General features: G+C 67.5%; 28 protein-coding genes. All 28 read left to right on the forward strand.

All coding sequences use genetic code 11. From position 1 onward, the window contains the following. The first annotated feature begins 9 nt into the window (after positions 1-9). The 28 genes from ACPYN5_RS08980 (at position 10) to rplO (ending at position 18501) form a co-directional block, all read left to right on the forward strand. Positions 10-672 (forward strand): spermidine/putrescine ABC transporter substrate-binding protein, encoded by a 663-nt coding sequence (locus ACPYN5_RS08980; protein ID WP_424448639.1) that lies wholly within the window; start codon positions 10-12, stop codon positions 670-672. Positions 673-712: 40 nt separating this feature from the next. Continuing rightward, positions 713-2419, forward strand: a complete 1707-nt coding sequence (locus ACPYN5_RS08985) for a DUF5684 domain-containing protein (RefSeq protein WP_424448640.1) — start codon at positions 713-715, stop codon at positions 2417-2419. A gap of 257 nt (positions 2420-2676) precedes the next feature. Beyond that, positions 2677-3045: a 30S ribosomal protein S12 gene (gene rpsL / locus ACPYN5_RS08990; RefSeq protein ID WP_013584051.1), complete on the forward strand. Its 369-nt coding sequence runs from the start codon at positions 2677-2679 to the stop codon at positions 3043-3045. Between the two features lie 5 nt (positions 3046-3050). Next, positions 3051-3521 carry a 30S ribosomal protein S7 gene (rpsG, locus tag ACPYN5_RS08995; RefSeq protein WP_023954027.1) on the forward strand — a complete coding sequence of 157 codons (471 nt, stop codon included), beginning with the start codon at positions 3051-3053 and terminating at the stop codon, positions 3519-3521. 69 nt (positions 3522-3590) lie between these two features. Beyond that, positions 3591-5705, forward strand: a complete 2115-nt coding sequence (gene fusA / locus ACPYN5_RS09000; RefSeq protein ID WP_424448641.1) for an elongation factor G — start codon at positions 3591-3593, stop codon at positions 5703-5705. Between the two features lie 144 nt (positions 5706-5849). Next, positions 5850-7043 carry an elongation factor Tu gene (gene tuf / locus ACPYN5_RS09005; RefSeq protein ID WP_091500783.1) on the forward strand — a complete coding sequence of 398 codons (1194 nt, stop codon included), beginning with the start codon at positions 5850-5852 and terminating at the stop codon, positions 7041-7043. Between the two features lie 130 nt (positions 7044-7173). After that, a complete protein-coding gene (locus ACPYN5_RS09010) occupies positions 7174-7389 on the forward strand; it encodes a hypothetical protein (RefSeq protein ID WP_424448642.1) in 216 nt (71 codons plus the stop codon). A gap of 182 nt (positions 7390-7571) precedes the next feature. Then, a complete protein-coding gene (locus ACPYN5_RS09015) occupies positions 7572-8528 on the forward strand; it encodes a hypothetical protein (protein ID WP_424448643.1) in 957 nt (318 codons plus the stop codon). Positions 8529-9017: 489 nt separating this feature from the next. Then, positions 9018-9326, forward strand: a complete 309-nt coding sequence (gene rpsJ, locus ACPYN5_RS09020) for a 30S ribosomal protein S10 (RefSeq protein ID WP_017201594.1) — start codon at positions 9018-9020, stop codon at positions 9324-9326. 8 nt (positions 9327-9334) lie between these two features. Then, positions 9335-9994 carry a 50S ribosomal protein L3 gene (rplC, locus tag ACPYN5_RS09025; protein ID WP_424448644.1) on the forward strand — a complete coding sequence of 220 codons (660 nt, stop codon included), beginning with the start codon at positions 9335-9337 and terminating at the stop codon, positions 9992-9994. Positions 9995-9996: 2 nt separating this feature from the next. Beyond that, on the forward strand, positions 9997-10659 hold the full coding sequence (gene rplD / locus ACPYN5_RS09030) for a 50S ribosomal protein L4 (protein ID WP_424448645.1): 663 nt from the start codon (positions 9997-9999) through the stop codon (positions 10657-10659). Further along, entirely contained in the window at positions 10656-10955 is a 300-nt protein-coding gene (gene rplW, locus ACPYN5_RS09035; protein WP_424448646.1) for a 50S ribosomal protein L23, read from the forward strand. The genes rplD and rplW overlap by 4 nt, the downstream gene beginning before the upstream one ends. Before the next feature lie 24 nt (positions 10956-10979). Then, on the forward strand, positions 10980-11819 hold the full coding sequence (rplB, locus tag ACPYN5_RS09040) for a 50S ribosomal protein L2 (RefSeq protein ID WP_210006230.1): 840 nt from the start codon (positions 10980-10982) through the stop codon (positions 11817-11819). A 12-nt stretch (positions 11820-11831) separates the two neighbouring features. Further along, positions 11832-12113 (forward strand): 30S ribosomal protein S19, encoded by a 282-nt coding sequence (gene rpsS / locus ACPYN5_RS09045; protein ID WP_023954043.1) that lies wholly within the window; start codon positions 11832-11834, stop codon positions 12111-12113. Between the two features lie 38 nt (positions 12114-12151). Next, positions 12152-12550, forward strand: coding sequence for a 50S ribosomal protein L22 (gene rplV, locus ACPYN5_RS09050; protein WP_424448647.1), 399 nt, complete (start codon positions 12152-12154; stop codon positions 12548-12550). Continuing rightward, positions 12550-13308: a 30S ribosomal protein S3 gene (rpsC, locus tag ACPYN5_RS09055; protein WP_424448648.1), complete on the forward strand. Its 759-nt coding sequence runs from the start codon at positions 12550-12552 to the stop codon at positions 13306-13308. Before rplV ends, rpsC begins: the two co-directional genes overlap by 1 nt. Continuing rightward, positions 13308-13727, forward strand: coding sequence for a 50S ribosomal protein L16 (gene rplP / locus ACPYN5_RS09060; RefSeq protein WP_091500777.1), 420 nt, complete (start codon positions 13308-13310; stop codon positions 13725-13727). The genes rpsC and rplP overlap by 1 nt, the downstream gene beginning before the upstream one ends. Then, positions 13727-14035: a 50S ribosomal protein L29 gene (gene rpmC, locus ACPYN5_RS09065; protein ID WP_424448649.1), complete on the forward strand. Its 309-nt coding sequence runs from the start codon at positions 13727-13729 to the stop codon at positions 14033-14035. The genes rplP and rpmC overlap by 1 nt, the downstream gene beginning before the upstream one ends. After that, positions 14035-14367: a 30S ribosomal protein S17 gene (rpsQ, locus tag ACPYN5_RS09070; protein ID WP_120264235.1), complete on the forward strand. Its 333-nt coding sequence runs from the start codon at positions 14035-14037 to the stop codon at positions 14365-14367. Before rpmC ends, rpsQ begins: the two co-directional genes overlap by 1 nt. 4 nt (positions 14368-14371) lie before the next feature. Continuing rightward, on the forward strand, positions 14372-14740 hold the full coding sequence (gene rplN, locus ACPYN5_RS09075; protein ID WP_091500775.1) for a 50S ribosomal protein L14: 369 nt from the start codon (positions 14372-14374) through the stop codon (positions 14738-14740). Between the two features lie 2 nt (positions 14741-14742). Next, positions 14743-15102, forward strand: a complete 360-nt coding sequence (gene rplX, locus ACPYN5_RS09080; RefSeq protein WP_424448650.1) for a 50S ribosomal protein L24 — start codon at positions 14743-14745, stop codon at positions 15100-15102. Between the two features lie 2 nt (positions 15103-15104). After that, complete coding sequence (gene rplE / locus ACPYN5_RS09085; RefSeq protein ID WP_424448651.1) at positions 15105-15695, forward strand: 50S ribosomal protein L5; 591 nt, start codon at positions 15105-15107, stop codon at positions 15693-15695. A gap of 133 nt (positions 15696-15828) precedes the next feature. After that, a complete protein-coding gene (gene rpsH, locus ACPYN5_RS09090) occupies positions 15829-16227 on the forward strand; it encodes a 30S ribosomal protein S8 (RefSeq protein ID WP_424448652.1) in 399 nt (132 codons plus the stop codon). A gap of 4 nt (positions 16228-16231) precedes the next feature. Then, positions 16232-16768 carry a 50S ribosomal protein L6 gene (gene rplF, locus ACPYN5_RS09095; RefSeq protein WP_424448653.1) on the forward strand — a complete coding sequence of 179 codons (537 nt, stop codon included), beginning with the start codon at positions 16232-16234 and terminating at the stop codon, positions 16766-16768. A gap of 2 nt (positions 16769-16770) precedes the next feature. Further along, positions 16771-17130 (forward strand): 50S ribosomal protein L18, encoded by a 360-nt coding sequence (gene rplR / locus ACPYN5_RS09100; protein ID WP_424448654.1) that lies wholly within the window; start codon positions 16771-16773, stop codon positions 17128-17130. Then, complete coding sequence (gene rpsE / locus ACPYN5_RS09105; protein WP_424448655.1) at positions 17127-17825, forward strand: 30S ribosomal protein S5; 699 nt, start codon at positions 17127-17129, stop codon at positions 17823-17825. The genes rplR and rpsE overlap by 4 nt, the downstream gene beginning before the upstream one ends. Then, the gene (gene rpmD, locus ACPYN5_RS09110) at positions 17825-18010 is read left to right on the forward strand and encodes a 50S ribosomal protein L30 (protein ID WP_023954062.1); all 186 of its coding nucleotides are present in this window, start codon (positions 17825-17827) and stop codon (positions 18008-18010) included. Before rpsE ends, rpmD begins: the two co-directional genes overlap by 1 nt. Beyond that, a complete protein-coding gene (gene rplO / locus ACPYN5_RS09115) occupies positions 18010-18501 on the forward strand; it encodes a 50S ribosomal protein L15 (protein ID WP_424448656.1) in 492 nt (163 codons plus the stop codon). The genes rpmD and rplO overlap by 1 nt, the downstream gene beginning before the upstream one ends. Positions 18502-18622: the final 121 nt, after the last annotated feature.

Here is an 18622-nt window from a genome sequence, read left to right on the forward strand (position 1 = left end):
AATAGCCCCGTGGAGCGGTCGCTCGAGACCCAGGTCAGCCAGGCGGTGGATGCCTGGCTGCGCTGGCTGCCGCGCTGGCAGCCTGCGACGCATCGCGGCCGCGTGGCTCCGTGCCGGCGGTGCTTCGGCTCGCCGGTGCTCTCGGCGGTCGGTCTCGGGGCGGACGTGCCGCACGGTGTGCAGCACGGCCTGTCCACCCGGATGAAGACGATCATCGACGCCGCCGTCGCCGAGTACACCGCGCGGAACCTCCCGATGCTGCAGGCCGAGCTCGACCAGCAGGCCGCGCGCAACCGGGCACGCAGCTATCGGCCGTCGGAGGGCCTCGAACCCGAGTTCGAGGGGCTTCCGCTCGACCCGGAACCGGTGGCGGGGGCGCCTTTCCTCTTCACGATCTCCGGCCTGGCGGAGGAATCCGACGAGGCCGTGCCCGAGCTTCCCCCGCTCAGCGGCGAAGCCAAAGCCGCCTTGCGTCAGGAGGTCGGACTGGCCGACGACTACGCCAACATGATCGGGCGGGAGGTGTGCGCCGTGCTGCTGCACCATCGCCTCCGCGTCCAGGCGGCGATCGCGCAACACGTCGAACCGCAGATCGAGGCGATGCTCGCCGAACTCACCCGGTCGTTGGACGCGCCGTTCGAACCGGGCGCCGACCGGGGGCGCGAGTCGTGAGAGCGGTGGGTGCGCAGCGCGGGCCCTATCGTGGGATGCGATGACCTCCACCGGCAACGAATCGCTCCTCATCCTCCTCGTCGTGCTCTCGACGGTGCTGGGTGCGGTCCTCTACGTCTGGACGGCGCTGGCGCTGGCCGGCCTGTTCCGCAAGACCGGCGAGGACGCATGGCAGGGCTGGGTGCCGCTGCTGAACATCGCCGTCGTGCTGCGCATCGCGGGTCTGAGTCCGTGGCTCGTGCTGGTCGGGTTGGTGCCCGTGATCGGGTGGGTCGCGCTGTACGTGCTGATCGTCGTGTCCGCGCACCGCATCGGCCGCGGATTCGGCGCCGGGGCCGGGATGACGGTGCTCGCCGCCCTGCTGTTCGTCGTCTGGGCCAGCATCCTCGGCCTCGGCCCCGCCCGCTGGCGGGGGGAGCGAGCCGAGGTCGCGCCGCCCCCGTGGGTCTTCACGCCGCCCCTTTCCGAGGCCGATGAGGCCGAGGACGACCGAGGGTCCGCCGCACGTCGCGCGGAGCCGGTCGCTCCGCCGACGCTGGCGAGCCCGACCCTCTCGGTGCGCCATTTCTCGCCCGCGCCGCTGGCCGCCAGCGGAGAGTCGGACGAGTCCGCGCCCGAGCGCGAGCAGACGCCCGCCGACCTGCAGCCCTCACCCTGGGCGCCGCCGCCGCCGTTCGCCCCCGCCGTCGACGTTCCGGCTGAACCGGCTGTGCCGGCTGAGCGCGTCGTCCCGGCTGAACCCGCCGCCGCTCCCGCCCCCGCCCCGGCATCCGTCACGCTGGACGCCGCGGGTCGCGCCGACGCCTCGCCCTCAGACGCATCCGCCGCCGCCCCGTCCGCAGACGCATCCGCCGCCGCATCCTCCGCCGCTGTCGAACCGGTCGCTCCGCAGCCGGATGCTCGCCCCGCCTTCTCGCAACCGGCGCCCCGCGATACGGCGGCCCCCATCCTGCGCGAGCCGGCAGCGGCAGCGAGCCGTCCGGGCGATAGCCCCGCGCCCGACGTGGCCGATGCCGCCGACGGTGACGACACCGACGACGACGGTTCCGACGACGCCCGTTGGCCCTCCGAGATCGACGACGTGTCGGCCATCTCGCCGTCGCCCTTCCCGTCTCGGGCCGCGTCCGACCGCCCCGGAGTCGTCCCCTCGTTCGCCGACCCCGACGCGGCGGCGGAGTTCGGGGCCGGACGCCGCACGTGGGATGCCGTGCCGGCCACACCGATCGCCCGCCGGGCGTTCGCGCGCACGCCCGAGGAGTTCCCCGAGCTCTCCGACGAGGTCTCGGCGGTGATCGGCGCGCCGGCGGCTGGAGCTCCGCGCACCGCGGAGGCGGCGGTGCCGGCCCAGCTCCGCCGCGCAGAGACGGCCGACGACGCCGAGGTCGACCACACCGTCGTGGTGGCTCGGCGCCGGGTGTACTGGCAGCTGGTCCTGCCCGACGGCGAGATCGCACCCCTCACGAGCGACGTCGCGATCGTTGGACGCCAGCCCGCGCCGGATGCCGCTTATCCCCGCGCGCAGCTCGTCGCGATCGAGGACCGCACCCGCACCGTCTCCAAGACGCACGCCCGGCTCGAGCTGAGGTCGGGCCTGTGGCACATCACCGACCTCCACTCCACCAACGGCGTCGTGCTGACCAACTTCCTCGGAACCGAGATCGAGCTGGAGCCGGGATCGGACGCGCCTGCGGGCGAGCGGTTCCTGCTCGGCGACGCCGAACTGCGCATCGAACGCCCCGGCGCCTGACGCCGATACCACCGGTATCGATCGGCGTTTGCCCGCCTCGCCGTGGGGGCGTATCATTGGTCGGGTGTGCGCTCGTGCGCGCCCTGCGTCGTGCCTCGGTCGATCAGGTCGAGACGGAGCACGCGAATCGGGATCGTTCTGCGAACAGGACGCCCCCACGGCATATCCACCCCTCGAAAACGCGGCATTCGTGACGCGCCGGTGGATCTGTGGTGAAACCACGACGCTGTCACCGTGCAGCACAACAAGGAGAGAACGTGCCAACCATTCAGCAGTTGGTTCGCAAGGGTCGCTCGCCGAAGGTCTCCAAGACCAAGGCCCCCGCCCTGAAGTCGAACCCCCAGCAGGCGGGTGTCTGCACCCGCGTGTACACCACGACGCCCAAGAAGCCGAACTCGGCCATGCGCAAGGTCGCACGTGTCAAGCTCCGCAACGGCACCGAGGTCACCGCCTACATCCCCGGCGAGGGCCACAACCTGCAGGAGCACTCGCTCGTGCTCGTCCGCGGCGGTCGTGTGAAGGACCTCCCCGGTGTCCGCTACAAGATCGTCCGCGGTGCGCTCGACACCCAGGCCGTCAAGAACCGTAAGCAGGCTCGCAGCCGCTACGGCGCAAAGAAGGGTTGAGTTAGATGCCTCGTAAGGGACCCGCACCCCGCCGCGTCGTCGTCAACGACCCGGTCTACGGTGCTCCGATCGTCACGCAGCTCGTCAACAAGATCCTCGTCGACGGCAAGAAGTCGATCGCCGAGTCGATCGTCTACACCGCTCTCAAGGGTGTCGAGGCCAAGAACGGCCAGGATGCCGTCGCGACGCTGAAGAAGGCGCTCGACAACGTCCGCCCGACCCTCGAGGTCAAGAGCCGCCGCGTCGGTGGCTCGACCTACCAGGTGCCCGTCGAGGTCAAGCCGCACCGCGCGAACACCCTCGCGCTGCGCTGGCTCGTCTCCTACGCGAAGGGCCGTCGTGAGAAGACGATGACCGAGCGTCTGCAGAACGAGATCCTCGACGCCTCGAACGGCCTGGGTGCCGCGGTCAAGCGCCGCGAAGACACCCACAAGATGGCCGAGTCGAACCGCGCCTTCGCGCACTACCGCTGGTAAACAGCTTCTCGGCGCCGGCCGGGGGAACCCTCCCGGCCGGCGCTCCCCACCGAACGTAAGGAACAGCCCGTGGCACAAGAAGTGCTCACCGACCTCAACAAGGTCCGCAACATCGGCATCATGGCGCACATCGATGCCGGCAAGACGACGACGACCGAGCGCATCCTGTTCTACACGGGCGTCAACCACAAGCTCGGCGAGACGCACGACGGCGCCTCGACCACCGACTGGATGGAGCAGGAGAAGGAGCGCGGCATCACGATCACGTCTGCCGCCGTGACCTGCTTCTGGAACAAGAACCAGATCAACATCATCGACACCCCGGGTCACGTCGACTTCACGGTCGAGGTCGAGCGCTCGCTCCGCGTCCTCGACGGCGCCGTTGCGGTCTTCGACGGCAAGGAGGGCGTCGAGCCCCAGTCCGAGACCGTCTGGCGTCAGGCCGACAAGTACGACGTCCCGCGCATCTGCTTCGTCAACAAGATGGACAAGCTGGGCGCCGACTTCTACTTCACCGTCGACACCATCGTCAGCCGCCTGGGTGCCAAGCCGCTCGTGCTGCAGCTTCCGATCGGCGCCGAGAACGACTTCGTGGGCGTCATCGACCTCGTCGAGATGCGCGCGCTGGTCTGGCCCGGCGACGCCAAGGGTGACGTGACCATGGGCGCGAAGTACGAGATCCAGGAGATCCCGGCCGACCTCGCCGACAAGGCTGCCGAGTACCGCCAGCGCCTGCTCGAGGCCGTCGCCGAGTCCGACGACGCGCTGCTCGAGAAGTTCTTCGGTGGCGAAGACCTCACCGTCGCCGAGATCAAGGGCGCGATCCGCAAGCTCACCGTCGCCGGCGAGCTGTACCCCGTGCTCTGCGGCTCGGCTTTCAAGAACCGCGGTGTGCAGCCGATGCTCGACGCGGTCGTCGACTTCCTCCCCTCGCCCCTCGACGTGCCCGCCATCGAGGCGCACGACCCGAAGGACGAAGAGAAGATCATCGAGCGTCACCCCGACGCCAACGACCCGTTCGCCGCTCTGGCGTTCAAGGTCGCCGTGCACCCGTTCTTCGGTCGCCTCACCTATGTCCGCGTGTACTCGGGTCACCTCGACTCGGGCGCGCAGGTCGTCAACTCGACCAAGGGCAAGAAGGAGCGCATCGGAAAGATCTTCCAGATGCACGCCAACAAGGAGAACCCGGTCGACTCGCTCACCGCGGGCAACATCTACGCCGTCATCGGCCTGAAGGACACCACCACCGGTGACACCCTCGCCGACCCGGCCGAGCCCGTCGTCCTCGAGTCGATGACGTTCCCCGAGCCCGTCATCGAGGTCGCGATCGAGCCGAAGACCAAGGCCGACCAGGAGAAGCTGGGTGTCGCCATCCAGAAGCTCGCCGAAGAGGACCCGACGTTCCGCACCGAGCTCAACCCCGAGACGGGTCAGACCGTCATCAAGGGCATGGGCGAGCTGCACCTCGACATCCTCGTCGACCGCATGAAGCGCGAGTTCCGCGTCGAGGCGAACGTCGGCAAGCCGCAGGTCGCGTACCGCGAGACGATCAAGAAGGCCGTCGAGCGTCACGACTACACCCACAAGAAGCAGACCGGTGGTTCGGGTCAGTTCGCGAAGATCCAGTTCGCGATCGAGCCGCTCGAGGTCACGGCCGACAAGACGTACGAGTTCGAGAACAAGGTCACCGGTGGCCGCATCCCGCGCGAGTACATCGAGCCGACCAACCAGGGCTTCCAGGACGCGATGAACGTCGGTGTGCTCGCCGGCTACCCCATCGTGGGTGTCAAGGCGATCCTGCTCGACGGTGCGTCGCACGACGTCGACTCGTCCGAGATGGCGTTCAAGATCGCCGGCTCGATGGGCTTCAAGGAGGCGCTGCGCAAGGCGGCTCCCGTCATCCTCGAGCCCCTCATGGCCGTCGAGGTGCGCACGCCCGAGGAGTACATGGGCGACGTCATCGGCGACCTGAACTCGCGCCGTGGCCAGATCCAGTCGATGGAGGACGGCTCGGGCATCAAGATCGTCCGCGCCCTCGTGCCCCTGTCGGAGATGTTCGGCTACATCGGTGACCTGCGCTCGAAGACCTCGGGTCGTGCGGTCTACTCGATGGAGTTCGACAGCTACTCCGAGGTCCCCCGCGCGGTGGCCGACGAGATCGTCCAGAAGAACAAGGGCGAATAAGCCCTCGGGATGCCGGGGGCCCATGCTCCCGGCATCCACTCAAACTGAATATCGACCTCTCTACTAGAGTGAGAACATCCCCGTAGAGAACCGGTCGCAATCCAGCGCCCGGAGATCTACAACGACAGTCCTGAGGAGGACCCAGTGGCTAAGGCCAAGTTCGAGCGGACCAAGCCGCACGTCAACATCGGAACCATCGGTCACGTCGACCACGGCAAGACGACGCTCACCGCGGCGATCTCGAAGGTGCTCGCCGACAAGTACCCGTCGGCCACCAACGTGCAGCGTGACTTCGCGTCGATCGACTCGGCGCCCGAAGAGCGTCAGCGTGGTATCACGATCAACATCTCGCACGTCGAGTACGAGACCCCGAAGCGTCACTACGCTCACGTCGACGCCCCGGGTCACGCTGACTACATCAAGAACATGATCACCGGTGCTGCTCAGATGGACGGCGCCATCCTCGTGGTCGCCGCCACCGACGGCCCGATGGCTCAGACCCGCGAGCACGTCCTGCTCGCCAAGCAGGTCGGCGTCCCCTACCTGCTGGTCGCGCTGAACAAGTCCGACATGGTCGACGACGAGGAGATCCTGGAGCTCGTCGAGCTCGAGGTTCGCGAGCTGCTGTCGTCGCAGGACTTCGATGGTGACAACGCCCCCGTCGTCCGCGTCTCGGGCCTGAAGGCTCTCGAGGGCGACGAGCAGTGGGTCAACGCCATCGTCGAGCTCATGGACGCCGTCGACGAGTCGATCCCCGACCCGGTGCGTGACAAGGACAAGCCGTTCCTCATGCCCGTCGAGGATGTCTTCACGATCACCGGTCGTGGAACCGTCGTCACCGGTCGCGCCGAGCGTGGCACCCTCGCCATCAACTCCGAGGTCGAGATCGTCGGCATCCGCCCGACGCAGAAGACCACGGTCACGGGCATCGAGATGTTCCACAAGCAGCTCGACGAGGCCTGGGCCGGCGAGAACTGTGGTCTGCTCCTCCGCGGCACCAAGCGTGACGACGTCGAGCGTGGCCAGGTCGTCGTGAAGCCGGGTTCGGTTACGCCGCACACCAACTTCGAGGGCACTGCCTACATCCTCTCGAAGGAGGAGGGTGGCCGTCACAACCCCTTCTACACGAACTACCGCCCGCAGTTCTACTTCCGCACCACGGACGTCACCGGCGTCATCTCGCTGCCCGAGGGCACCGAGATGGTCATGCCCGGTGACACCACCGACATGTCGGTCGAGCTCATCCAGCCGATCGCCATGGAAGAGGGCCTCGGCTTCGCGATCCGTGAGGGTGGCCGCACCGTCGGCGCCGGCACGGTGACCAAGATCGTCAAGTAAGTCTTTCGACTTCCTTCGCGAAACCCCTCGGATCTTCGGATCCGGGGGGTTTCGTCGTTCCGCAAGCTGTTGACGCGGGCCCGGCGGGCGCGCTGTCATGGCTTCAACCGTTCGACGAAAGGACCGTGCCATGGGCGTGGACGACATCATCAACAAGGGCAAGCAGATGTTCGATCAGAACCGCGACAAGATCGAGGAGGCCCTCAAGAGCGAGAAGGCCGAGGACGTCAGCGACAAGTTCCTGCAGGGCGCGGCCGACGCGGTGAAGAAGGTCGTTCCCGAACAGCACCACGCGAAGGTCGACGACGTCCGCGAGAACGTCGACAAGAACATCGGCAACCAGTAGGCCCACGCGCCGAGAACGCACCGTCGCCGCGAGGTCGCACCGTAGATGGTGTGCGCTCGCACCGACGGTGCGTTCTCGCGTTTCCGTGGGGGATTCCTCCCCAGGGGCGCGGCGCGCGGGATGCTGCACCGGGAGAGGGGTGCGGGGAAGTGCCGGGGCGGTAGGAGCGGCACCGTGGGGGAGTGACCGAGCGCGACGACCTGATCCTCCGGCGTGATGCGCACCGTCGCGGCGAGATGTCCGCTCTCGACCGGTCCGTCGATGCCGGAGAGCTCGTGCGCGTGCGCCGGGGCGTCTACATCGCGGCAACCCGATGGGTAGCTGCGCGTCCGGAGGAGCGGATGCGGCTTCGCGCGCACGCCCTCGCCGCCGTCGCCACGCGCGAGCCGGTCTTCTCGCACGCGACGGCCGCTGCGCTGCACGGGATTCCGATGCACCGCGGTGACGATGCCCGTGTGCACACTCTCGAGCTCGGGGCTGCGCCCGCCCCGAGTCGCAGCGACGTCGTGCGCCATCGGCACGAGGTCGCTGACGCGGATGTCGCCCGCGTCGGGTCGCTCCGCGTCACGAGCCTCGCCCGCACGCTTTTCGACGTGCTGTGCGCGGAGACGGCCGAGACCGCGACCGCCGCGATGGATGCCGCGCTGCGAGCGGCGGCGTGGCACGAGCGGGACGGGTACGACGAGCGCGCCGCCACCGTGCTGCTCAACGACGTCCGCGCGCGTGTCGACGATGCACCCGGCGCCCGCGGCATCCGGCGCGCGCGCTTCGTGGTCTCGATCGCCGACGGCCGCTCGCAGCTGCCGGGCGAGAGTATCAGCCGGCTGTGGATGCAGCAGCTCGGCGCCGCGGAACCGACGCTCCAGCATCCCATCGCGCTCGGCGACGGGCGGTGGGCGTTCCTCGACTTCGCCTGGCCCCCGCTGCGGAAGTTCGGCGAGTTCGACGGCGACGGCAAGTACCTCGATCCCGCGCTCACCGCAGGTCGCTCGCCCCGTGACGTGCTGCGCGCGCAGCGCGAGCGCGAGAGCCGCATCGTCGCCGCGACCGGCTGGACCCCGATCCGGTGGGGGTGGGAGCGCCTCGGCTCGCGCCCCGCGTTCGCCGCATTCCTCCGCTCCCACGGCCTCCTGCGCTGATACGCGCAGCATCGCCGAGCGCGCACCGTCGTCGCGAGGGTGCACCATAGAAGGTGCGTGTTCGCGCGGACGGTGCGCTCTCGGCGCTCGCGCGGGGAGGCCTCACGGCCGCCGTGCGACGCGGAACGGATATCGCGACACGCCCGGGTTTGCGACACGCCCGGGCGGCACGTAGACTATCCAGGTTCCACATTCCGATGGGTGCGCAGCATCCCGGATCACTGTCACGACAGTGCATAGGCGGCGCGAAGCGCAGAGTCCTAGGCCACGGGCAGATGAACATCGAACCCCACACCGACCTGGAGACAGGATGCGCGCGTGCGCGCAGGGTGTGGAACCGCAGGGCGACCCGCGGGTTTGACATCAGAACAGTGGTGCAGCATCACCGCCCCGGCGGTGAGAAGTGCCCGGCGCAGACCGCGCCACCGGGCGTCCAATGCGCTCGCGACCAGCGAGACGTAAGACGCGATAAAGAGAGTGAGCAGACAAATGGCGGGACAGAAGATCCGCATTCGCCTGAAGTCGTACGACCACGAGGTCATCGACACCTCGGCACGCAAGATCGTCGACACCGTGACCCGTGCGGGCGCGACTGTCGTCGGACCCGTGCCGCTGCCGACCGAGAAGAACGTCGTGTGCGTCATCCGGTCGCCCCACAAGTACAAGGACAGCCGCGAGCACTTCGAGATGCGCACCCACAAGCGTCTGATCGACATCGTCGACCCGACGCCGAAGGCTGTCGACTCGCTCATGCGTCTCGACCTTCCGGCCGACGTCAACATCGAGATCAAGCTCTGAGGTTCGACATGGCTGACATCAACTCCAAGGTTTCCAAGGGTCTCCTCGGCACCAAGCTCGGCATGACCCAGGTCTGGAACGAGCAGGGCAAGCTCGTCCCCGTCACGGTCATCGAGATCGCGCCGAACGTGGTCACCCAGCTGCGCACGCCCGAGAAGGACGGCTACTCGGCCGTTCAGATCGCTGCCGGCCAGATCGACCCCCGCAAGGTCAACAAGCCCCTCACGGCCCACTTCGAGGCCGCCGGTGTGACCCCGCGCCGCCACGTCACCGAGATCCGCACGGCGGATGCCGCTGACTACTCGCTCGGCCAGGAGCTCACCGCCGGTGACACGTTCGAGGCCGGCCAGCTGGTCGACGTCGTCGGCACCAGCAAGGGCAAGGGCACCGCGGGTGTCATGAAGCGCCACAACTTCAAGGGCGTCTCGGCCTCGCACGGTGCGCACCGCAACCACCGCAAGCCCGGTTCCATCGGTGCCTCGTCGACGCCCAGCCGCGTCTTCAAGGGCATGCGCATGGCCGGCCGCATGGGTGGCGAGCGCGTGACCGTCCTCAACCTCACGGTGCACGCCGTCGACGCCGAGAAGGGTCTGCTGCTCGTCAAGGGCGCCGTCCCCGGTGCCCGCGGCCGCATCGTCTACGTCCGCAACGCTGTGAAGGGTGCCTGATCATGGCTGACTCGACTCTCGCGCTCGACGTCCAGAGTGCCTCCGGCAAGAAGGCCGGCTCCGTGGAGCTGCCCGCCGCCCTCTTCGACGTCAAGACCAACGTTCCGCTCATCCACCAGGTCGTCGTCGCGCAGCTCGCGGCGGCTCGCCAGGGAACCCACTCGACCAAGCGTCGCGGTGAGGTCTCGGGTGCCGGCCGCAAGCCCTTCAAGCAGAAGGGCACGGGTAACGCCCGTCAGGGCTCGATCCGCGCGCCGCACATGACCGGTGGTGGCATCGTGCACGGCCCCAAGCCGCGCAACTACTCGCAGCGCACCCCCAAGAAGATGGTCGCCGCCGCACTGCTCGGTGCGCTCAGCGACCGTGCTCGCGGACAGCGTCTGCACATCATCGACTCGTTCGGTGTCGAGGGTGCTCCTTCGACCAAGACCGCTGCTGCGGTGCTGAGCGGCCTCGGCGCCACGAAGAACGTGCTCGTGGTCATCGAGCGCGGTGACGAGCTCACCGTCAAGAGCGTGCGCAACCTCGCGTACGTCCACGTGCTGACGTTCGACCAGCTCAACGCCTACGACGTGCTCGTCTCGGACGACCTCGTCTTCACCAAGGCCGCCTACGACGCGTTCGTCGCGTCCAAGGCCGGCGCCACCGAGGAGGTCTCGGCATGACCGACGTCAACAAGGACCCGCGCGACATCATCCTGAAGCCGGTCGTCTCGGAGAAGAGCTACTCGCTCATCGACGAGGGCAAGTACACGTTCCTCGTGGACCCCCGTGCGTCGAAGACCGAGATCAAGCTCGCGATCGAGAAGATCTTCGGAGTGAAGGTCGCCGCGGTCAACACGCTCAACCGCGCGGGCAAGTCCCGTCGCACCCGCTTCGGCACCGGCAAGCGCAAGGACACCAAGCGCGCCATCGTCACCCTGAAGTCGGGCACCATCGACATCTTCACGGCAGTCGGCTGACGGTCGGGATAGAGGACAACGAACATGGCTATTCGCAAGTACAAGCCCACGACCCCGGGTCGCCGCGGTTCGTCGGTGGCCGACTTCGCCGAGATCACCCGATCGACGCCCGAGAAGTCGCTCCTCCGCCCGCTCGCCAAGACCGGTGGCCGTAACAACCAGGGCCGCATCACGACGCGTCACATCGGTGGTGGCCACAAGCGCCAGTACCGCGTGATCGACTTCCGTCGCAACGACAAGGACGGCGTCAACGCCAAGGTCGCTCACATCGAGTACGACCCCAACCGCACCGCGCGCATCGCGCTCCTGCACTACGTCGACGGCGAGAAGCGTTACATCATCGCCCCGAACAAGCTGCAGCAGGGCGACATCGTCGAGTCGGGTGCCGGCGCCGACATCAAGCCCGGCAACAACCTGCCGCTGCGCAACATCCCGACCGGTACGGTCATCCACGCCATCGAGCTCCGCCCCGGCGGCGGCGCGAAGATGGCTCGCTCGGCCGGCGCCAGCGTGCGTCTGGTCGCGAAGGACGGCCCCTACGCCCAGCTGCGTCTGCCCTCCGGCGAGATCCGCAACGTCGATGCGCGCTGCCGCGCGACCATCGGCGAGGTCGGCAACGCCGAGCAGTCGAACATCAACTGGGGCAAGGCCGGCCGCAAGCGCTGGAAGGGCGTTCGCCCGACGGTTCGTGGTGTCGCCATGAACCCGGTCGACCACCCGCACGGTGGTGGTGAGGGCAAGACGTCCGGTGGTCGTCACCCCGTCACTCCCTGGGGCCAGGCTGAGGGTCGCACCCGCCACCCCAACAAGGAGAGCGACAAGTACATCGTCCGCCGTCGCAACGCCGGCAAGAAGCGCAAGTAGGAGTAGAGGAAGATGCCTCGCAGCCTGAAGAAGGGCCCCTTCGTCGACGAGCACCTGCTTCGCAAGGTGGTCGCGCAGAACGAAGCCGGCTCCAAGAACGTCATCAAGACCTGGTCGCGCCGTTCGATGATCATCCCGGCGATGCTGGGTCACACGATCGCCGTGCACGACGGACGCAAGCACATCCCCGTGTTCGTGTCCGAGACCATGGTCGGCCACAAGCTGGGCGAATTCGCGCCCACCCGCACCTTCCGCGGCCACGTGAAGGACGACAAGAAGGGCCGCCGCCGCTGACGCGGGGGCAGTTCCAGAGAGGACAGAGGAGGAGAGACATGGTGGAATCCACCGCACGCGTGAAGCACATCCGCGTGACCCCTCAGAAGGCTCGTCGTGTCGTCGCGCTCATCAAGGGCAAGCAGGCTCAGGAGGCTCTCGCCATCCTGAAGTTCGCCCCCCAGAGCGCCAGCGAGCCGATCTACAAGCTCGTCGCCTCGGCGGTCGCGAACGCTCGCGTCAAGGCCGACAAGGACAACGAGTTCCTGGACGACGCAGACCTGTACGTGAAGAACGCGTACGTCGACGAGGGCACGACGCTCAAGCGTTTCCAGCCCCGCGCCCAGGGTCGCGCCTTCCAGATCAAGAAGCGCACGAGCCACATCACGATCGTGCTGTCGACGCCGGAGGACGCGGGCACCGCGGCCGCCGGTACGAGCAAGAAGGCGAGCAAGTAATGGGACAGAAAGTCAACCCGTACGGCTTCCGCCTCGGCATCACCACGGACCACGTGTCGCGTTGGTTCTCGGACTCGACCAAGCCGGGCCAGCGTTACGCCGACTACGTCGCCGAGGACATCAAGATCCGTCGACTGCTGACCACGTCACTCGACCGCGCCGGCGTCAGCAACATCGAGATCGAGCGCACCCGTGACCGCGTCCGCGTCGACATCCACACCGCCCGTCCGGGCATCGTGATCGGTCGTCGTGGCGCCGAGGCCGAGCGCATCCGCGCCGACCTCGAGAAGCTCACCGGCAAGCAGATCCAGCTCAACATCCTCGAGGTCAAGAACCCCGAGGCCGACGCCCAGCTCGTCGCGCAGGGCATCGCCGAGCAGCTCTCCGCTCGCGTGGCTTTCCGCCGCGCGATGCGCAAGGGTCTGCAGGGTGCACAGCGCGCCGGTGCCAAGGGCATCCGGATCCAGGTCTCGGGCCGCCTCGGCGGCGCGGAGATGAGCCGCTCGGAGTTCTACCGCGACGGCCGCGTGCCGCTGCACACCCTCCGCGCGAACATCGACTACGGCTTCTACGAGGCCAAGACCACCTTCGGCCGCATCGGCGTCAAGGTCTGGATCTACAAGGGCGACCTGACGGCCAAGGAGCTCGCTCGCGAGCAGGCCAACGCGCCGAAGACCTCGCGCGGTCGCGACGACCGCGGTGACCGCCGTCGTGGTCCCCGCAACGAGGCCCCCGTGGCAGAAGGAGCGTCGGCCTGATGCTTATCCCCCGCAAGGTCAAGTACCGCAAGCAGCACCACCCCAAGCGCGATGGCCAGGCCACCGGCGGCACGAAGGTCTCCTTCGGCGAGTACGGTATCCAGGCGCTCACGCCCGCTTACGTGACCAACCGTCAGATCGAGTCCGCTCGTATCGCCATGACGCGTCACATCAAGCGTGGCGGCAAGGTGTGGATCAACGTCTACCCCGACCGTCCGCTCACGAAGAAGCCGGCCGAAACCCGCATGGGTTCCGGTAAGGGTTCGCCGGAGTGGTGGGTCGCCAACGTCAAGCCGGGTCGCGTCCTCTTCGAGGTCGCCGGAGTCAACGAGGAGCTCGCACGCGAGGCCCTGACCCGTGCCATTCACAAGCTGCCGCTGAAGGCACGCATCATCAAGCGCGAGGAGGGCGACGCGTAATGGCTGTCGGCACCAAGACGCTCGCCCCGAGCGAGCTCGATACGTTCGAAGACCAGCGCCTCGTCGAGGAGCTGCGCAAGGCCAAGGAAGAGCTGTTCAACCTGCGCTTCCAGTCGGCCACCGGCCAGCTCGAGAGCCACGGCCGCATCCGTGCGGTCAAGCGCGACATCGCGCGGCTCTACACGGTGATCCGCGAGCGCGAGCTGGGCATCCGTGCCACGCCCGTCGCCGAGGCGCCGAAGGCGAAGAAGACCAAGGCCAAGAAGGCGGATGACGCCTCCGAGGCCGCGAAGGAAGAGACCGAGTGATGGCTGAGAAGAAGGATGCCGCTACGGCACCCGCGGCCGCCGGCCACGAGTCGGCCGCGCACGACGTCCGCGACGAGAACGCCCGCGGTTACCGCAAGGCGCGTCGTGGCTATGTCGTGAGCGACAAGATGGACAAGACGATCGTCGTCGAGGTCGAGGACCGCGTGAAGCACCCGCTCTACGGCAAGGTCATCCGCCGCACGTCGAAGGTCAAGGCCCACGACGAGGCCAACACCGCCGGCATCGGCGACCTCGTCCTCATCAACGAGACTCGCCCGCTGAGCGCCACCAAGCGCTGGCGTCTGGTCGAGGTCCTCGAGAAGGCGAAGTGATCTCATGATCCAGACCGAATCCCGCCTCAAGGTCGCCGACAACACCGGCGCCAAGGAGCTGCTCACCATCCGCGTGCTCGGCGGCTCCGCCCGCCGGTACGCCGGACTCGGCGACATCATCGTCGCCACCGTCAAGGACGCGATCCCCGGTGGCAACGTCAAGAAGGGTGACGTCGTCAAGGCCGTCATCGTTCGCACCGTCAAGCAGACGCGCCGTTCCGACGGCTCGTACATCAAGTTCGACGAGAACGCCGCCGTCATCCTGAAGAACGACGGGGAGCCCCGCGGCACCCGCATCTTCGGACCGGTCGGTCGTGAGCTTCGCGACAAGAAGTTCATGAAGATCGTCTCGCTCGCCCCGGAGGTCATCTGATCATGGCGAACATCAAAAAGGGTGACCTGGTTCAGGTCATCACGGGCGCCAAGCCCGAGCGCGGCGGCGACCGCGGCAAGCAGGGCAAGGTCCTCGAGGTCCTCGTCGAGCAGAACCGCGTCATCGTCGAGGGCGTGAACTACGTCACCAAGCACAACCGCGTCGGCCAGACGCAGCGCGGCACCAAGACGGGTGGCATCGAGACCTTCGAGGCCCCCATCCACATCTCCAACGTCCAGGTCGTCGACCCCGAGACGAAGAAGCCGACCCGCGTCGGTCACCGCGTCGAGGAGAAGACGAAGGACGGCGTGAAGCGCACCGTCCGCGTGCGTTACGCGAAGAAGAGCGGCAAGGACCTCTGAATATGAGCAGCACCACTGCCGCGGCGGCTGGCAAGATCCAGCCCCGCCTGAAGCAGAAGTACCAGAGCGAGATCAAGAAGGCTCTGCAGGACGAGTTCGGCTACGCCAACGTCATGCAGATCCCCGGTCTCGTGAAGGTCGTCGTGAACACCGGTGTCGGCGAGGCAGCTCGCGACAGCAAGGTGATCGACGGCGCCGTGGACGACCTGACCAAGATCACCGGTCAGAAGCCCATCGTCACGAAGGCCCGCAAGTCCATCGCGCAGTTCAAGCTGCGCGAGGGCCAGGCCATCGGCGCACACGTCACCCTCCGCGGTGACCGTGCGTGGGAGTTCGTGGACCGTCTCGTGAACCTCGCGCTGCCCCGCATCCGCGACTTCCGCGGTCTGTCGCCCAAGCAGTTCGACGGGCACGGCAACTACACGTTCGGTCTGCAGGAGCAGGCGGTCTTCCACGAGATCAACCAGGACCGCATCGACCGCGTCCGTGGTTTCGACATCACGATCGTCACCACGGCGAAGACGGATGACGAGGGCCGATCGCTGCTGCGTCAGCTCGGCTTCCCGTTCAAGTCGGACGACGCTCAGGCGTAATCCGGTACAGTAGATCGTTCGGCCTCGGGGCATGCTCCGGGGCCGAACGACTGCACAACTGAATATGGACATTCATCGAAGGTCGCCTGTCGTGTAACGGCAGTCGAAACCTCATGATCGAAGGAATACACCTATGACGATGACAGACCCGGTCGCAGACATGCTGACCCGTCTGCGCAACGCGAACTCGGCGCACCACGACTCCGTGTCGCTGCCGAGCTCCAAGCTCAAGACCAACATCGCCGAGATCCTCAAGCGCGAGGGCTACATCTCGGCCTGGGAGGTCACCGACGCCCGCGTCGGCCAGACCCTCACCATGACGCTCAAGTACGGCCCGAACCGCGAGCGGTCGATCGCCGGCATCAAGCGCGTCTCCAAGCCCGGTCTCCGCGTGTACGCGAAGTCGACCGAGCTGCCCACGGTCCTCGGTGGCCTGGGTGTCGCGATCCTGTCCACCTCCTCTGGCCTCCTCACGGACCGCCAGGCCGAGTCGAAGGGCGTCGGCGGGGAAGTCCTCGCCTACGTGTGGTGATCTGATGTCGCGTATTGGACGTCTTCCCATTGACATCCCTGCCGGTGTGACCGTCGAGGTCACCGGACAGGACGTTCTCGTCACCGGCCCGAAGGGCGAGCTGCGACTCACCATCGCCAAGCCCATCGAGGCCAAGGTCGAGGAAAACCAGGTTCTCGTCACCCGTCCGGATGACGAGCGCGAGTCGCGTGCCCTGCACGGTCTGACCCGCACCCTGATCAACAACAACATCATCGGCGTGACCCAGGGCTACACCAAGGGTCTCGAGGTCGTCGGCACCGGTTACCGCGTCGCTCAGAAGGGCTCGTCCGTCGAGTTCGCTCTCGGCTTCTCGCACCCCGTCACCGTCGAGGCACCCGCCGGCATCACCCTGACCGTCGAGGGCAACAACAAGCTCACGGTCAGCGGCATCGACAAGCAGGCGGTCGGCGAGACCGCGGCCAACATCCGCAAGATCCGCAAGCCCGAGCCCTACAAGGGCAAGGGTGTGCGATACGCGGGCGAGGTCGTCCGCCGCAAGGCCGGAAAGGCTGGTAAGTAAGCATGGCTCTGAAGAGCAAGTCCGACGCGCGTGCGCGTCGTCACGCCCGCCTTCGCAAGAAGATCGTGGGCACCGAGGCCCGGCCGCGCCTGGTCGTGACCCGCTCGGCCCGCCACGTCTTCGTGCAGCTCGTCGACGACGCCAAGGGCCACACGGTCGCTTCGGCGTCGACCCTCGAGGCCGACCTGCGCACGTTCGACGGTGACAAGACCGCCAAGGCCCGCAAGGTCGGCGAGCTCGTCGCCGAGCGCGCCAAGGCCGCCGGCGTCGAGGACGTCGTGTTCGACCGCGGTGGCAACCGCTACGCGGGCCGTGTCGCAGCGATCGCCGACGGCGCTCGCGAGGGAGGTCTGAACCTGTGAGCGATGCAGTGACCAACAACAACGGAGAGAACCCTGTGACCGAACAGGCTACGACCGAGCAGGCCGCCGGCACCGCTCCCGTCGAGCGCGAGGCCCGCGAGCCCCGCCGCGGCAGCCGCGAGCGCAACAACAACCGCGACCGCGGTTCGCGCGACGCCGACAAGAGCCAGTTCCTGGAGCGCGTCGTCACGATCAACCGCGTGTCGAAGGTCGTCAAGGGTGGTCGTCGCTTCAGCTTCACCGCTCTCGTCGTCGTCGGCGACGGCAACGGTCTCGTGGGCGTCGGCTACGGCAAGGCGCGTGAGGTCCCCCTCGCCATCTCCAAGGGTGTCGAAGAGGCCAAGCGCAACTTCTTCCGCGTGCCCCGCACGGGCTCGACCATCCCCCACCCCGTCCAGGGTGAGGCCGCCGCCGGTGTGGTGCTCCTGCGCCCCGCCGCCGCCGGTACCGGTGTTATCGCCGGTGGTCCCGTCCGCGCCGTGCTCGAGTGCGCCGGCATCCACGACGTCCTGTCGAAGTCGCTCGGCTCGTCGAACACGATCAACATCGTGCACGCGACCGTCGAGGCACTGAAGCAGCTCGAGGAGCCCCGTGCGGTCGCCGCACGCCGTGGCCTGGACTTCGACCAGGTCGCGCCGGCTCGTCTCGTGCGCGCCGAGGCCGAGGCGATCGCCGCACAGAAGGTAGGTGCCTGATGGCCGCTCGACTGAAGGTCACCCAGGTCAAGTCCAAGGTGAGTGAGAAGCAGAACCAGCGCGACACGCTGCGTTCGCTGGGTCTCAAGCGGATCGGCGACTCGGTCGTCCGTCCCGACGACGCGCAGACGCGCGGCTACGTCAAGACCGTCGCGCACCTCGTGAAGGTTGAGGAGATCGACTGATGGTTGAGAAGAAGGACGACAAGAAGGCGAAGGCCGAGACCACGGCCACGCGCCCCGGTGTGCTGAAGGTGCACCACCTGCGTCCCGTCCCCGGGTCCAACACCGCGAAGACCCGTGTCGGTCGCGGTGAGGGCTCGAAGGGTAAGACCGCGGGCCGCGGAACCAAGGGCCAGAAGGCTCGGTACCAGGTCAAGGCGGGCTTCGAGGGTGGCCAGATGCCGCTTCACATGCGCACGCCGAAGCTGCGCGGGTTCAAGAACCCGTTCCGCGTCGAGTACCAGGTCGTGAACCTGGACAAGCTCGCGGAGCTCTACCCGCAGGGTGGCGACGTCACCATCGGCGACCTGGTCGCCAAGGGTGCCGTCCGCAAGAACGAGAAGGTCAAGGTGCTCGGCACCGGCGACATCTCGGTCGCGCTGAACGTGTCGGTCGACAAGGTCTCGGGCTCTGCCGAGCAGAAGATCGTCGCAGCCGGCGGTTCCATCAAGTAAGTCGCCAGCGAGGGCCGGAGTTCGCTCCGGCCCTCGCTTCGTCGTATCCGAGGCGCGCCCGTGAACGGCCTGGGATAACCTGGTTGACGGTGTCTTCCCGAGACGCCGCCCATCCCTTGGG

It is taken from the genome of Microbacterium arborescens, assembly GCF_049707515.1.
In the GTDB taxonomy this organism is placed as follows: domain Bacteria; phylum Actinomycetota; class Actinomycetes; order Actinomycetales; family Microbacteriaceae; genus Microbacterium; species Microbacterium arborescens_B.